10 protein-coding genes are annotated in these 14,179 nt (G+C 55.1%); 1 reads left to right on the top strand and 9 read right to left on the bottom strand.

Features of this window, described 5'->3' with window-relative positions:
• Window positions 1–34 precede the first annotated feature (34 nt).
• Genes apaH through lptD form a run of 6 tightly spaced genes read right to left on the bottom strand, consistent with a single transcriptional unit; the run spans window position 35 to window position 6,846 of the window.
• Window positions 35–892, bottom strand: a complete 858-nt coding sequence (gene apaH, locus NXS97_RS09710) for a bis(5'-nucleosyl)-tetraphosphatase (symmetrical) ApaH (protein WP_014606606.1) — start codon at window positions 890–892, stop codon at window positions 35–37.
• A gap of 54 nt (window positions 893–946) precedes the next feature.
• Window positions 947–1,324, bottom strand: coding sequence for a Co2+/Mg2+ efflux protein ApaG (gene apaG / locus NXS97_RS09705; protein WP_013024576.1), 378 nt, complete (start codon window positions 1,322–1,324; stop codon window positions 947–949).
• A 3-nt stretch (window positions 1,325–1,327) separates the two neighbouring features.
• Entirely contained in the window at window positions 1,328–2,149 is an 822-nt protein-coding gene (gene rsmA, locus NXS97_RS09700) for a 16S rRNA (adenine(1518)-N(6)/adenine(1519)-N(6))-dimethyltransferase RsmA (protein ID WP_013024577.1), read from the bottom strand.
• The gene (pdxA, locus tag NXS97_RS09695) at window positions 2,142–3,134 is read right to left on the bottom strand and encodes a 4-hydroxythreonine-4-phosphate dehydrogenase PdxA (protein ID WP_013024578.1); all 993 of its coding nucleotides are present in this window, start codon (window positions 3,132–3,134) and stop codon (window positions 2,142–2,144) included. Before pdxA ends, rsmA begins: the two co-directional genes overlap by 8 nt.
• Window positions 3,124–4,419: a peptidylprolyl isomerase SurA gene (gene surA / locus NXS97_RS09690; RefSeq protein WP_013024579.1), complete on the bottom strand. Its 1,296-nt coding sequence runs from the start codon at window positions 4,417–4,419 to the stop codon at window positions 3,124–3,126. Before surA ends, pdxA begins: the two co-directional genes overlap by 11 nt.
• Before the next feature lie 54 nt (window positions 4,420–4,473).
• Window positions 4,474–6,846, bottom strand: a complete 2,373-nt coding sequence (gene lptD, locus NXS97_RS09685; RefSeq protein WP_022622261.1) for an LPS assembly protein LptD — start codon at window positions 6,844–6,846, stop codon at window positions 4,474–4,476.
• Between the two features lie 182 nt (window positions 6,847–7,028).
• Here lptD and djlA point away from each other — a divergent pair, with 182 nt between their 5' ends.
• Window positions 7,029–7,844 (top strand): co-chaperone DjlA, encoded by an 816-nt coding sequence (djlA, locus tag NXS97_RS09680; RefSeq protein ID WP_013024581.1) that lies wholly within the window; start codon window positions 7,029–7,031, stop codon window positions 7,842–7,844.
• Between the two features lie 58 nt (window positions 7,845–7,902).
• Here djlA and rluA read toward each other — a convergent pair whose 3' ends face one another.
• From rluA to polB, 3 genes are all read right to left on the bottom strand, one after another.
• Entirely contained in the window at window positions 7,903–8,556 is a 654-nt protein-coding gene (rluA, locus tag NXS97_RS09675) for a bifunctional tRNA pseudouridine(32) synthase/23S rRNA pseudouridine(746) synthase RluA (protein WP_013024582.1), read from the bottom strand.
• A 37-nt stretch (window positions 8,557–8,593) separates the two neighbouring features.
• Window positions 8,594–11,500 carry an RNA polymerase-associated protein RapA gene (rapA, locus tag NXS97_RS09670; protein ID WP_041456175.1) on the bottom strand — a complete coding sequence of 969 codons (2,907 nt, stop codon included), beginning with the start codon at window positions 11,498–11,500 and terminating at the stop codon, window positions 8,594–8,596.
• Between the two features lie 155 nt (window positions 11,501–11,655).
• Window positions 11,656–14,016, bottom strand: a complete 2,361-nt coding sequence (gene polB / locus NXS97_RS09665) for a DNA polymerase II (protein ID WP_022622260.1) — start codon at window positions 14,014–14,016, stop codon at window positions 11,656–11,658.
• Window positions 14,017–14,179: the final 163 nt, after the last annotated feature.

The following is a 14,179-nucleotide window of genomic DNA, read 5'->3' as shown; positions in this document are numbered from 1 at the left end:
TTGTTGTGACAAGGCGTTTTTTTATGGCTGCGCGTTAGCGGGTTGACGATTGCGGAGTAAGATCGTCCGGTACGGACAACTGACGGTTCGATGGCTGAATATAGTAGCGTTGGGTTTCCCAGTGCAGGAGCGTCAGGTTCCCGCCCCAGCAGCAGCCGGTATCCAGACCGATAATGCCCTCTGGCGTGCCTTTCCCTTCCAGCGACGCCCAGTGACCGAAAACAATAGTGTGATCGCGTGCGACCGGGCCTTCAATCATGAACCAGGGTTTTAACGGCGGCGGGGCGGATTCCGGCGCATCCTTACAGATCATGTCTAGCTGACCGTTAGGAAAGCAGAAACGCATACGGGTTAGTGCATTGGTCGAGAAGCGCAGGCGGGCCAGGCCGGTCAGGGATTCACTCCAGTTATTCGGCATGTCGCCGTACATCGCGTCAAGAAACAGTGGGTAACTGTCGCTGGACAGCACGGCTTCCACTTCGCGTGCGCACTGTTGTGCTGTATCCAGATCCCACTGAGGCGTAATGCCGGCATGGCCCATCACCAGCTTTTTCTCTTCATCGACCTGCAGCAACGGCTGGCGACGCAGCCAGTTAATCAGGTCATCTGCATCTTCCGCTTCCAGCAGCGGTGTCAGGCGATCTTTGGGTTTATTACGACTGATTCCGGCATAAACGGCCAGCAAATGCAGATCGTGATTACCCAGCACCAGACGGACGCTGTCACCCAATGACTTTACGTAGCGCAGAACCTCCAGCGAGCCGGGCCCTCGCGCCACCAGGTCACCCGTCAGCCATAAGGTATCCTGACTGGGATCGTAATTAACCTGGTTCAGCAGAGCACGTAATTCATCATAACAACCGTGAACGTCGCCAATCAGGTAAGTATTCATAGAGGATTATCCAACTCAGACAGTCGCCCGCCAGGCGGGCGAAGGGCGCCAGTATCAATGGATGTGGGTTTGAATCGCGAGGCGGAATACCGGGATCTCGACGTGGAATTCATCGCCTTGCTCATCGACCATCACATAGTGACCTTGCATGGTGCCCATCGGGGTTTCAAGAACAGCACCGCTGGTGTACTGATATTCGTTTCCCGGTGCAATATGAGGCTGTTCGCCTATGACGCCTTCACCCTGAACTTCCGTCTCACGGCCGTTGCCGTTAGTGATGAGCCAGTAGCGTCGGAGCAGTTGCACTGAGGACCGGCCTACGTTGCGAATCGTGACGGTATAAGCAAAGACATAGCGCTCATCTTCCGGTGAGGACTGTGAGGCGACATACAGACTTTGTACGTGCAGCGATACGCGGGCCGGTTCACTCATGGGTTACTCCTGGGGTTGATCCAGATGATCTGCCAGCCAGTTTGCTAACTGGCAATACTGCGCGACCGAAACATTTTCGGCACGCAGGCTGGTGTCGATTTCCAGCTCATCCAGTGCGCCAGCAACGACCATATGGCTCAGGCTGTTACGCAGCGTTTTGCGGCGTTGACCGAATGCTTCAGTGGTAATGCGGCTCAGAATACGCACGTCTTTGACCGGATGAGGCGGTGTCATGTAAGGGACTAACCGCACAACCGCCGAGTCCACCTTCGGGGGCGGGGTAAAAGAGTGCGGCGGCACTTCCAGCACCGGAATCACCTGACAATAGTACTGAGCCATTACGCTCAGACGACCATAGGCTTTGCTGCCGGGACCCGCAACCAGACGATTAACCACCTCTTTCTGCAGCATGAAGTGCATATCTTTAATCGAACCAGTATAGCTGAACAGATGGAACATCAGCGGGGTCGAAATATTATATGGCAGGTTACCGAAGACCCGCAGCGGCTGGCCTTTCTCTTTGGCCAGCGCAGCGAAGTCAAACGTCATGGCGTCCTGCTGGAAAATCGTCAGCTTGGGCCCTAAAAACGGATGAGTTTGCAGGCGTGCAGCCAGATCGCGATCTAACTCCACCACGGTTAAACTGTCCAGGCGTTCGCCCACGGGTTCAGTAAGTGCACCCAAACCCGGACCGATTTCCACTATTGCCTGATCGCGCTGTGGATGGATGGCGGAGACGATGCTGTCGATAATATATTGATCGTTCAGGAAGTTTTGCCCGAAACGTTTACGGGCGTAGTGCCCCTGATGGACGCGATTATTCATTACTGCTCTTGATCATAGTGATGGCGAGGTTAAGCGCCGTGATAAAGCTGCCCGCGTCAGCCTGACCCAACCCGGCTAATTCAAGCGCGGTGCCGTGGTCGACTGAGGTACGGATAAACGGCAGGCCGAGGGTAATATTAACCGCCCGACCAAATCCCTGAAATTTAAGCACCGGTAACCCCTGATCGTGATACATCGCCAGCACCGCATCGGCATGTTGCAGATATTTGGGCTGGAACAGCGTATCCGCAGGCAGCGGACCGGTGAGTTGAATGCCTTGCTCGCGCAGCGCATTGAGTGCCGGGATGATCGTGTCTATCTCTTCCCGCCCCATGTGACCGCCTTCTCCGGCATGGGGATTCAGTCCGCAGACAAAAATATGCGGCTGAGCAATGGCAAACTTATGCTTGAGATCCTGATGCAGAATGGTGATGACTTCATGCAGACAATCGCGGGTGACGGCACCAGCAACATCTTTTAACGGCAGATGCGTAGTGGCAAGCGCGACACGCAGTTGCTCGGTGGCCAGCATCATCACCACGCGCTGCGCGCCCGCGCGCTCGGCAAAAAATTCGGTATGCCCGGTAAACGGAATGCCCGCGTCGTTAATCACGCCCTTGTGAACGGGGCCAGTAATTAAGGCAGAAAACTCCCCGGATAAACATCCGTCGCAGGCGCGTGCCAGGGTTTCCAGCACATAGTGGCTGTTGGCGACGCATAGCGTGCCGGGCGTGACCGGCTGCGGTATTTCAACGGGGAGGACGGTGAGCGTGCCAGCCTGTTGCGGTTCGGGTTCGCCTGCGGCGTCGTAAACGCGCAGCGTCAACGGCAAACCCAACTGAGCGGCACGTTGCAGCAACAGCTGGGGAGAAGCACACACAACCAGTTCAACAGGCCAGGCTCGCTGAGCCAGTTGAACGGCAAGATCGGGACCAATCCCGGCGGGTTCGCCGGGCGTGATCACCACACGAAAATCACTGCGCATTGTTATCCAGGATTTTCACGTAAGCGCCGGCGCGCTGTTCCTGCATCCAGGTTTGCGCTTCTTCCGCAAACTTACGATTAAACAGCATACGGTAAGCGCGCTCTTTCTGGGCTGCATCGGTTTTATCCACCTGACGCGTATCCAGCAGCTGAATCAGATGCCAGCCAAAAGAGGAGTGGACCGGCTGACTGGTTTCGCCTTTTTTCAGACGCAGCAGCGCATCGCGGAATGCCGGGTCAAACACTTCTGGTGAGGTCCAACCCAGATCGCCGCCCTGATTAGCCGAACCCGGATCGTCGGAGAACTGTTTGGCGGCCGCGGCAAAGGTCGTCTTACCACTGCGAATGTCGGCAGCAATCTGTTCCAGCTTAGCGCGAGCCTGATCGTCAGTCATGATCGGAGACGGCTTCAGCAGAATGTGGCGCGCATGCACTTCGGTAACAGAGACGTTTTTGCTCTCGCCGCGCAGATCGTTCACCTTCAGGATATGGAAACCCACACCTGAACGGATAGGACCAACAATGTCGCCCTTCTTCGCTGTGGTCAGCGCCTGAGCAAACAGGGTAGGCAGCTCTTCGATTTTTGCCCAGCCCATGTTGCCGCCCTTCAGCGCCTGAGAATCGGCGGAGTAGGTCACGGCCAGCTTGCCAAAGTCTGCGCCACCTTTCAGTTCCGTTATCAGCTGTTTTGCCAGCTTCTCCTGATCGTCAACCTGCTGCTGCGTAGGGTTTTCCGGCAGAGGCAGCAGGATATGACTGATATTCATTTCAGTGCCCTGCGTATTCTGAGCGCCAACCTGCTGCGCCAGCGTATCGACTTCCTGCGGCAGGATAGTGACACGACGGCGGACTTCATTATTACGCACTTCAGAGATCAGCATCTCTTTACGGATCTGAGCACGATAGGTGTTGTAGTTCATCCCGTCGTAAGCCAGGCGGCTTCTCAGCTGATCAACGCTCATGCGGTTTTGCGCGGCGATATTCTGAATAGCCTGATCCAGTTGCTGATCGGTAATCTGTAAACCGGCTTTATCACCTAACTGCAGGATGATCGCGTCCATGATCTCACGTTCGAGGATCTGATGGCGCAACGTCTTATCATCAGGCAGCTGTTGACCTGCCTGCTTCGCCTGAGATTTAACGGTGCTCATCATGCTGTCCACGTCACTCTCGAGGACCACGCCGTTATTCACTACAGCTGCAACTTTATCAACCACTTGTGGTGCTGCGAACGCGGTGTTGGCACTGAGCGCCACACCAAGAATCAGCATTCTCCAGTTCTTCATACTTTATCCATTATTGGTTCCGCACTGCGGGATTGCCTGTCAAACATCACAACATCAGAATGCACGCTGATAAGGGATGATACCCTGACTCAGCATCTGGCCGGTTCCCAGGCCATAATTTGAGCTCAGGCCACGTAACTCAATGTTGAATGAGATTTGGTTGTCATACTTACTGTCGTTGTTTTCCCAACCGTTGATTTTGCGCTCATATCCCAGACGAATTGCGTAGCAACAAGAGCTGTACTGCAGGCCAACCAACTGTGATGCAGGACGATTATTGCGCGTATCATAGTAATACGCGCCAACCACCGACCAGGCATCATGAATCGGCCAGCTCGCCGTCGTACCGACCTGTGAAATGCCGTTTTTATAAATCGGGTTATTCACCAGTGAACTGTCGTTCAGCGCAGAAGCAACATACTCCGGGCTACTGTAACGGTAGCTCAACTGCACCATACGGTCAGCATCACGGCGGTATTCCAGCACGGTATTTCCCTGTGCCACGTTATTCAGGCGGGTATCGTACTGCAGCCCGCCGCGCACGCCCCAACGGTCACTTATCTTCCAGTAGCTGTCACCCGCCCACAGAAGACTACCGGTATCGTCTTCTTTATTGACTTGGTTAACACCCGTACGAGAAGGCGTGAACGAATAGATTTGACCTACAGAAACGTTAAAACGTTCAACCAAATCGGTATCATAAATTCGCGTAGTGACACCGGTGGCAACCTGGTTGGCCGATGCGATGCGATCCAGGCCGCTGTATGAACGATCGCGGAACAGGCCGGTATAGTCGGTTTGCAGCAGGGTGGAGTCGTAAGGGTAGATATCACTCTGGTTACGATACGGGATATACAGGTACTGAACCCGGGGTTCCAGCGTCTGCGTGTAGCCCTGCGCCCAGTCCATATCGCGGTCAAACACCATACGACCGTCAACTTTAAACTGTGGCAAGGTCCGGTTAACAGAGTCTTTCAGCACGCCACTGCTTGTACTGGTTGGCGCAAAATTCGTGTTGTAGTAATCAACATCTTTCTGCTGATAGTGCGTCGCCAGAAACTTCGCTTCGGTATCCAGACTGGCCCAACCGTTGGACAACGGCAGATTAATCGTGGGCTCAACATGTAAACGCGTGGTTTCAGGATAGTTGCTGTTGACGTTGGTAAACTTGACGGCCTGCGCATAGATGCGGGTGTCGAACGGACCCACATCGTTCTGGTACCAGTTCAGATCCAGTTGCGGGAAGGCGCGATAGACGTTGCTGTTGCTCGTGTTGCCAAAAATCTGGAAATCTTTGGTCGACAGCGTTGCGTCCCAGTTGGTATCCGCATAGCCCACGCTGAATTTTTGCGAGGCGTAACCATCTGTCGAACTGTAGTAAGGCGAGGTCAGATCGTTAAAATAATACTGATCGCTGACTTTGGTGTAGTCAGCACTGAAACGCCAGTGTTGGTCGTAAACACCAGAGTGACGCCAGTAAAATAACCAACGGTCCGAACTGTCATTTTGGGCAATGCCGCGTGCAGCTTTGTCGTTGTCATACTGTTTATCTGAGGCCAGATAGTCAAACTCAACGATGCCTGCGCCAGCCTGTGTCAGATAACGGAACTCATTCTGTAATTGCAGCCCGCGATTACTCATGTAATGCGGCGTAATGGTCGCATCGGCCTGCGGCGCGATGTTCCAGTAGTAGGGCAGAATGAACTCAAAACCGTTGCTGCTGCCGTATTTAGCATTGGGGATCAAAAAACCGGAACGGCGACGATCGCCCAATGGCAATTGCAGATAGGGGCTGTAAAACACCGGAACGGAACCCAGTTTAAAGCGCGCATTCCAGATTTCAGCCACTTCTTCCTGACGATCCTGAATGATCTCAGAACCCGCGACGCTCCAGCTGTTGCTGCCGGGCAGACAGGAAGTGAAGGTGCCGTTTTCCATGATGGTGTAACGGTTTTCACCGCGCAGCTTCATCTGATCGCCCGTTCCACGGCCCTGACGTCCTACCATCTGATAATCGCCGTTCCAGACGTTGGTATCTTTGGTATTCAGATTTGACCAGGCTTTCGGACCTTTCAGGATGACCTGATTATCATCGTAGTGCACATTACCTAGCGCATCGACGGTACGAACGGGGACGGTCTGACCTTCAGGCTGGCGTTGGTGAAGCTGTACTTCATCTGCCAGCATGCGGCTGTTACCCTGCTGCACATCCACATCGCCTGTGAAGACCGCATCGTCAGGATAGTTGCCTTTCAGGGAATCCGAGTGAATAGTAACGGGCAGCTGATTAGGATCGCCGTTAACCAGGGGGCGATTGTAGCTCGGCACGCCTAACATACACTGCGACATTAAATCATCGGCGAAGGCTTGCTGGCTAATGGCTGCGCCGATCATGGTGGCCAGCAGAGTAGGTATATGTTTTTTCATACGCGGTATCGAGAATTCCATGAAAACTGGCATCATGCCGACAATCGGGTCAGAGACTAACGCACTGCCTGGCGTTGCGCCAGTGTTAATCCTTTTCTGTCCGCGCTGCCGTTAGGCGCTGAGATAAATGACAGGTATGATAATGCAATTTTCAGCCGTAAGCATGGCGAATTGAGGAGTTTATGCGCTACTGGGGAAAAGTAATAGGTTTAGTGCTTGGATTGCTGTCCGGCGCAGGCTTTTGGGGAATTGTTATTGGTCTGATCATTGGGCATGGATTTGACAAGGTTCGCGGCGCGCAGAGCAAAGCTTACTTCTCAAATAATCAGACCCGGCAGTCACTCTTTTTCAGCACGACTTTTCAGGTCATGGGGCACTTAACCAAGTCGAAAGGGCGCGTAACCGAAGCGGATATTCAGATTGCATCGCTGTTTATGGATCGCATGCAGCTGCATGGCGATGCCCGAATGGCTGCACAGCGCGCCTTTCGCGAAGGCAAGCAGGGGGAATATCCGCTCCGTACCAAACTGCGTGAATTGCGCAGTGCCTGCTTCGGACGTTTTGATCTGATTAGGATGTTTCTGGAAATTCAGATCCAGGCCGCGTTTGCCGATGGGTCGCTGCATCCCAATGAACGTCAGGTGCTGTATGTGATTGGTGAAGAACTGGGGATTTCTCAGAGTCAGTTCGACCAGTTTCTGCGCATGATGGAGGGGGGACAGCAGTTCGGCGGCGGTCGCAGCTATTCACAGCAGGGCGGTTTTCAGCAGGCGCAACGAGGCCCGACGTTATCCGATGCCTGTAACGTTTTGGGTGTGAAAACCACCGACGATGCCACCACCATCAAACGCGCCTATCGCAAACTGATGAGTGAACATCACCCGGATAAGCTGGTGGCGAAAGGTCTGCCGCCCGAGATGATGGAGATGGCGAAACAGAAAGCGCAGGACATTCAGTCGGCTTACGATCTGATTCGCAAAGAAAAAGGCTTTAAATAAGTGAGATGCGCGCCCGGGCTGATGGCGAGGGCGCGCGAAGCATTAGCATCATGGCAGATTAAAAATCGGCAGGCTGCCTGAAGGTCATGGCATTACCAAACGCCGGGTGCGTGATGGTCAGCGATTCGGCGTGCAGCAGAAGACGATCTGCCATGGCTTTTGCTTCCGGATGTGCGTAAAAACCGTCACCCAGAATCGGATGGCCCAGCGCCAGCATATGTACGCGCAGCTGATGCGAGCGCCCGGTAATCGGTTTGAGCGCGACGCGCGCGCTGTTATCTTCACCGTATTCCACAACCTGATAGTCGGTTTGCGCCGACTTGCCGGTGTCGAAACACACTTTCTGCTTCGGGCGATTAGGCCAGTCGCAAATCAGCGGTAAATCCACCATGCCCTTCTCCTGCGCCGGATGGCCCCAAACCCGGGCCACATAGGTCTTTGCAGGCTCGCGTTCACGAAACTGGCGTTTAAGCTCGCGCTCTGCGGCCTTTGTCAGGGCGACCACAATCACGCCGCTGGTCGCCATGTCCAGCCGATGCACAGATTCCGCCTCAGGATAATCGCGTTGGATCCGCGTCATCACGCTGTCTTTGTGCTCGTCAAGCCGACCGGGTACCGAAAGCAGGCCGCTGGGCTTATTCACCACCATGATATGGGCATCCTGATACAGAATGTGCAGCCAGGGCTCAAGCGGCGGATTGTAGGGTTCCATACTCTATTCCAAAAAAGAGGGCCTTGCGGCCCTGAACTTATTGATGCGTAACCACAATCAGACGCAGTGCATCCAGTCGCCAGTTCGCTTCATCCAGACTCTCCAGTACCTGCTGGCGATTCGTTTCCAGCGCCTCGACCTCATCGTCACGGATGTTGGGGTTAACGGCTTTCAGTGCTTCCAGACGTGATAACTCGGCCCCCAGCTTTTCGCTCGCCTCGCGCCGTGCCGCGTCAATAACGGCACGTGCTTCACTGACGACTTCTTTTTCAGCCAGCGTCAGGATCGCGTGAACGTCCTGCTGTACGGCATTCACCAGCTTACTTCCGGTGTGGCGGTTAACGGCATTCAACTGGCGGTTGAAGCTTTCGAATTCCACTTTACCGGCCAGGTTCGTCCCGTTACGATCCAGCAGCAGGCGCACCGGCGTAGGGGGCAGGAAGCGGGTTAGCTGCAGATGTTTCGGTGCCTGGGATTCCACCACGTAGATCATCTCGACCAGCAGTGTCCCCACAGGCAATGCCTTGTTCTTTAACAGCGACAGCGCACAACTGCCGGTGTCACCTGACAGAATCAGATCCAGGCCATTACGGATTAACGGATGTTCCCAGGTAATAAACTGCGTATCTTCACGCGACAGGGCCTGGTCGCGATTGAAGGTGATCGTACAGCCGTCTTCCGGCAGGCCCGGAAAGTCCGGAACCAGCATATGATCTGAAGGTGTCAGCACGATCAGGTTATCACTGCGGTCTTCCTGATTAATGCCGACGATATCAAACAGGTTAAGAGCAAAGTTAACCAGTTCGGTATCATTATCCTGTTCGGCAATGGTATTGGCCAGCGCCTGGGCGGCTTCACCACCGTTAGAGTTTAGCTCCAGCAGGCGGTCGCGGCCCTGTTCGAGTTGGGATTTCAGCGCATCATGCTGCTTACGGCATTCGCTAATGAAATCATCAAACCCGTCGCTGTTTTCCGGTGCGGCCAGGTAGTTAATCAGCTCTGCGTTGACGCTGTCGTAGATGGCTCTGCCGGTCGGGCAGGTGTGCTCGAACGCGTCCAGCCCTTCGTGATACCAGCGCAGCAGCACGGCCTGGGCCGTTTTCTCCAGCCAGGGGACCAGAATCTGAATATCGTGCGCCTGGCCAATACGATCCAGTCGGCCAATACGCTGTTCCAGCAGATCCGGGTTAAACGGCAGATCGAACATCACCAGACGGCTGGCGAACTGGAAGTTACGGCCTTCGGAACCAATTTCGGAGCACAGCAGGACTTGTGCGCCGTTCTCTTCAGAAGCGAACCAGGCGGCAGCCCGATCGCGTTCAATGATCGACAGCCCTTCATGGAACACGGCGGCGCGAATCCCTTCACGTTCACGCAGCACCTGCTCCAGTTGAAGTGCTGTAGCGGCCTGAGCACAGATCACCAGCACTTTTTCTTTACGGTTGCTGGTCAGGTAACCCATGAGCCATTCAACGCGCGGATCGAAGTTCCACCAGGTGCCGGTATCGCCTTCGAACTCCTGATAAATCTGTTCCGGATAGAGCAGATCGCGCGCGCGCGCTTCTGCGCTTTTACGTGTGCCCATAATACCGGACACCTTAATGGCCGTTTGATACTGAGCCGGCAGGGGCAGACGAATAGCGTGTAACTCACGTTTCGGGAAGCCTTTCACCCCGTTGCGGGTATTACGGAACAGCACGCGGCTGGTACCGTGGCGATCCATCAGCATGGAAATGAGTTCGCTGCGCGCGTCCTGTTTGCCTTCACGATCGCTGTTTGCCACCTGCAGCAGCGGTTCAATATCCTGCTCGCCGACCAGCTCATTGATCATATTCATCTCGTTTTGTGAGATGGCATGATCGGCCAGCAGCGATGTCACCGCATCGGCAATCGGGCGGAAGTGCTGCTGCTCTTCAACAAAGGCGGCAAAATCATGAAAACGGTCGGGGTCAAGCAAGCGCAGGCGCGCAAAATGACTCTCCATGCCCAGCTGTTCTGGCGTCGCGGTCAGTAACAGGACGCCCGGCGTTTTTTCAGCCAGTTTTTCGATCACCTGATACTCGCGGCTTGGTTCGCCTTCGGACCAGGCCAAATGGTGCGCTTCATCCACCACCATTAAATCCCAGTCTGCGTCCGCCAGCTTATCCAGACGCTGTTTGTTGCGACGCACAAAGTCCAGCGAGCAGATAATCAACTGTTCGGTGTCAAAGGCATTGTCGCTGTCGTGCTGCGCTTCAGCGTAACGATCGTCGTCAAACAGGGCGAAGCGCAGGTTGAAGCGGCGCAGCATTTCTACCAGCCACTGATGTTGCAGGGTTTCTGGCACGACGATAAGTACGCGTTCAGCACGGCCTGCCAACAGCTGCTGCTGGATGATCATGCCGGCTTCGATGGTTTTCCCCAGGCCGACCTCATCCGCCAGCAGGACGCGCGGCGCATGGCGGCGGCCTACGTCGTGGGCGATATGCAGCTGGTGGGGGATCAGATTGGTACGCATGCCGCGCAGGCCGCTGACGGGCAGGCGATACTGCTCACTTTGATATTTACGTGCGCGAAAACGCAGGGCGAAGCGATCCATACGGTCGAGCTGGCCTGCAAACAGCCTGTCCTGAGGTTTGCTGAACACCAGTTTGCTGTCGAGCATCACTTCACGCAGCATGACGTGGGTTTCTTCGGTATCAAGGCGCGTGCCGATATAGGTTATCAGGTCATTGTCATTGCGTACTTCATCGACCTGCATCTGCCAGCCTTCGTGGCTGGTAACGGTATCACCCGGATTAAAAATCACGCGGGTGACCGGCGAGTCGCTGCGAGCGTAGAGGCGATTTTCCCCTGTGGCCGGGAACAGCAGGGTGATCATGCGCGTATCAATCGCCACCACGGTGCCTAATCCCAGTTCACTTTCTGTATCACTAATCCAACGCTGACCTAATGTAAAAACCATATAATTTTTGCTCGAATTTTTAACGTTTTTGAAGGTGTTCCCCATTCTCAGGCAATAGCATTTCATCCAGGCAAAAGGGCCTGGTGCGTCATGTCAGAGCAGTGAGTTTTGAGGAAGGGCGTTATGGTACTGGATGGCAGGGCATTCGTCACCTGTCAAAAAAGGCCTAACTGCCCGGTAATGAGTGTAGCAAAGTCGCCATCGACAAAAGGCAGAATGCCTTCGGCTACGGGCTGCAGCTGTTTAGTCACGTAGTGATCGTAGTCCAGCGGCGTGGTTCGGGCCTCTACCGGCTCGGGGCCGCCGGTGGCAATCACATAACGAATGCGGCCCCCGGTCTGATATTGCAACGGCCGGCCCAGCTTACGATTCTGCTCATCAGCCAGACGGGCGGCGCGAACGTGCGGCGGCACATTGCGTTCATACTCGTTCAGTGGGCGGCGCAGGCGCTTTTTATAAATCAGCCTGTCGTCCAGCTCACCTGCCAACAGCTGGGCCACCGTGTTACGAACATAGTCTTCCCACGGCTGGCGATGAAATATGCGGCTGTAAAGCTCCTGCTGAAACTGCTGCGCCAGCGGCGTCCAGTCGGTACGTACCGATTCCAGTCCTTTGAACACCATACGCTCACTTTCGCCTTCCCGAATTAAGCCCGCATAGCGTTTTTTACTGCCCTGTTCAGCACCGCGAATCGTCGGCATCAGGAATCGGCAAAAGTGATTTTCATACTCCAGCTCCAGGGCGCTGGTCAGGCCGTATTGCTGCTGCAGGTGTTCACGCCACCAACCGTTGACCTTCCCGGCCAGTGCCCGGCCAATTGCCTCTGCCTCGTCTTCATCCCGGGCGGATTTCAGCCAGACAAAGGTCGAATCGGTGTCGCCATAAATCACATCGTAGCCTTCGGCTTCAATGAGTTCACGGGTTTGCTGCATGATGGCATGACCGCGCAGTGTGATAGACGAGGCCAGGCGAGGGTCAAAAAAGCGGCAGGCGCTGGTGCCGAGCACGCCGTAAAACGCATTCATGATGATTTTCAGGGCCTGCGACAGGGGTTTATTGCCCTGTGTTTTTGCGGTTTCGCGCCCCTGCCAAATCTGCTCTACGATGGCGGGCAGGCAATGCGTCTCACGTGAGAAGCGCGCCTCGCGAAAACCGGGCACCGAGTCCGCATCCGTTGGGTGCGCCAGACCTTCGATGAGCCCGACGGGATCGATCAGAAAGGTGCGGATAATCGAGGGATACAGGCTTTTATAATCCAGCACTAACACGGAATCATACAGGCCGGGCCGGGAATCCATCACGTAGCCGCCGGGGCTGGCTTCCGGCGCCACATCGCCCAGATTCGGGGCGACAAAACCGGCCCGGTGCATGCGGGGGATGTACAGATGACCGAATGCCGCGACGGAGCCGCCGTGGCGATCGACTGCCAGCCCGTTAACGGCAGCGCGCTCCAGTAAAAACGGCATGATCTCGGTTTTATGAAAGATGCGCGTGACCAGCTCGCAGTCCTTCAGGTTGTAGCGCGCCAGCGCCGGTTTATCGTTGGCAAAACGCCAGTTGATCTCTTCCATGCGCTGCCATGGGTTATCAATGGCTTTGCCTTCACCGAGCAGCTGTTGCGAAACAGATTCCAGACTAAAAGAGGGAAAATCCCAGAAGGCGGATTTCAGGGCATCGATGCCGTCAATAATCAGGCGACCTGTCGCCTGGGCAAAAAACACGCCGGGTTTAAACCCATGCTCGCGCCACTCCAGCGTGGCCTGCTGGCGGCCAAGGCGTAACGGAATGCCGTAGCGATCGGCGTGTTTCTGCAGCACGCGCAGGTCAAACTGCACCACGTTCCAGCCGATAATCACATCCGGATCGTTATCGGCAAACCAGCGATTCAGCGCCTCCAGCAACTGCGGGCGGCTCTCAAGATAGATAAGTTCGAAATCCAGTTCGCTGGCGTCGCCGTTAGGCGGTCCCAGCATGAAAACCTGGCGCTGCCCGCAGCCTTCCAGACCAATACAGTAAAGCTCGCCATGCTGGGTCGTTTCAATATCCAGCGAGACCCACTTCAGCGGGGGTCGGTAATCGGGATGGGGTTTCAGACGGGCGTTAACCCATGTGTCGCCCTGAATGTCACCATCAAACCACACGGGCGCGGTAATAAACCGTTCCATCAGGTAGCGTTCGGGTGGACGAATGTCGGATTCATACAGGGGGATACCGCTTTCGCGCAGTTTCTTTTCAACCCACTGCAACTGGCGATGCTGCCGGCAGTACAGGCCAAATACTGGACGGCGGCGAAAATCTTTTAATTGCAGAGGCTGCATCCGCAGCTGGCGCTCGCCCTGCAACAGCGTGTCGACCTGCGCCTGATATTCACAGGGAATAAACGTCACGGATTCCTGCAAAGGCAGCACAACGCGCTGAGCACCCTCGTCGGTGGCCAGCCACAGCGTAATTTCGGTGCCTTGCGGCGTGTCGCGCCAGTGACGGCTGAGCAGAAACCCTGCGCGGGGCTTATTCACGTATTCTCCAGGCAGATAGCGAGTCGGATATCTCATTGACCAGTATAACATGGATATTTATACAGTGTCTGCCGGTGCGTTTTGTCAATATTGGCCTACAATTCTTGCCTTGACGCTGTGATGTCTGCTCTGGACAATCCAGCCTTCTGCTTTTTCTGAGGAT

Source organism: Pantoea sp. B623, from assembly GCF_024814475.1.
In the GTDB taxonomy this organism is placed as follows: Bacteria; Pseudomonadota; Gammaproteobacteria; order Enterobacterales; family Enterobacteriaceae; genus Pantoea; species Pantoea ananatis.
Note: the sequence above shows the minus strand (reverse complement) of the source record. Positions and strands in the feature narration are given on the sequence as shown.

What these genes read in the sequence shown, in the direction of transcription:
- apaH (WP_014606606.1), bottom strand. Translation starts at nt 892, where the DNA reads ATGAATACTTACCTGATTGGCGACGTTCACGGTTGTTATGATGAATTA.
- apaG (WP_013024576.1), bottom strand. Translation starts at nt 1,324, where the DNA reads ATGAGTGAACCGGCCCGCGTATCGCTGCACGTACAAAGTCTGTATGTC.
- rsmA (WP_013024577.1), bottom strand. Translation starts at nt 2,149, where the DNA reads ATGAATAATCGCGTCCATCAGGGGCACTACGCCCGTAAACGTTTCGGG.
- pdxA (WP_013024578.1), bottom strand. Translation starts at nt 3,134, where the DNA reads ATGCGCAGTGATTTTCGTGTGGTGATCACGCCCGGCGAACCCGCCGGG.
- surA (WP_013024579.1), bottom strand. Translation starts at nt 4,419, where the DNA reads ATGAAGAACTGGAGAATGCTGATTCTTGGTGTGGCGCTCAGTGCCAAC.
- lptD (WP_022622261.1), bottom strand. Translation starts at nt 6,846, where the DNA reads ATGAAAAAACATATACCTACTCTGCTGGCCACCATGATCGGCGCAGCC.
- djlA (WP_013024581.1), top strand. Translation starts at nt 7,029, where the DNA reads ATGCGCTACTGGGGAAAAGTAATAGGTTTAGTGCTTGGATTGCTGTCC.
- rluA (WP_013024582.1), bottom strand. Translation starts at nt 8,556, where the DNA reads ATGGAACCCTACAATCCGCCGCTTGAGCCCTGGCTGCACATTCTGTAT.
- rapA (WP_041456175.1), bottom strand. Translation starts at nt 11,500, where the DNA reads ATGGTTTTTACATTAGGTCAGCGTTGGATTAGTGATACAGAAAGTGAA.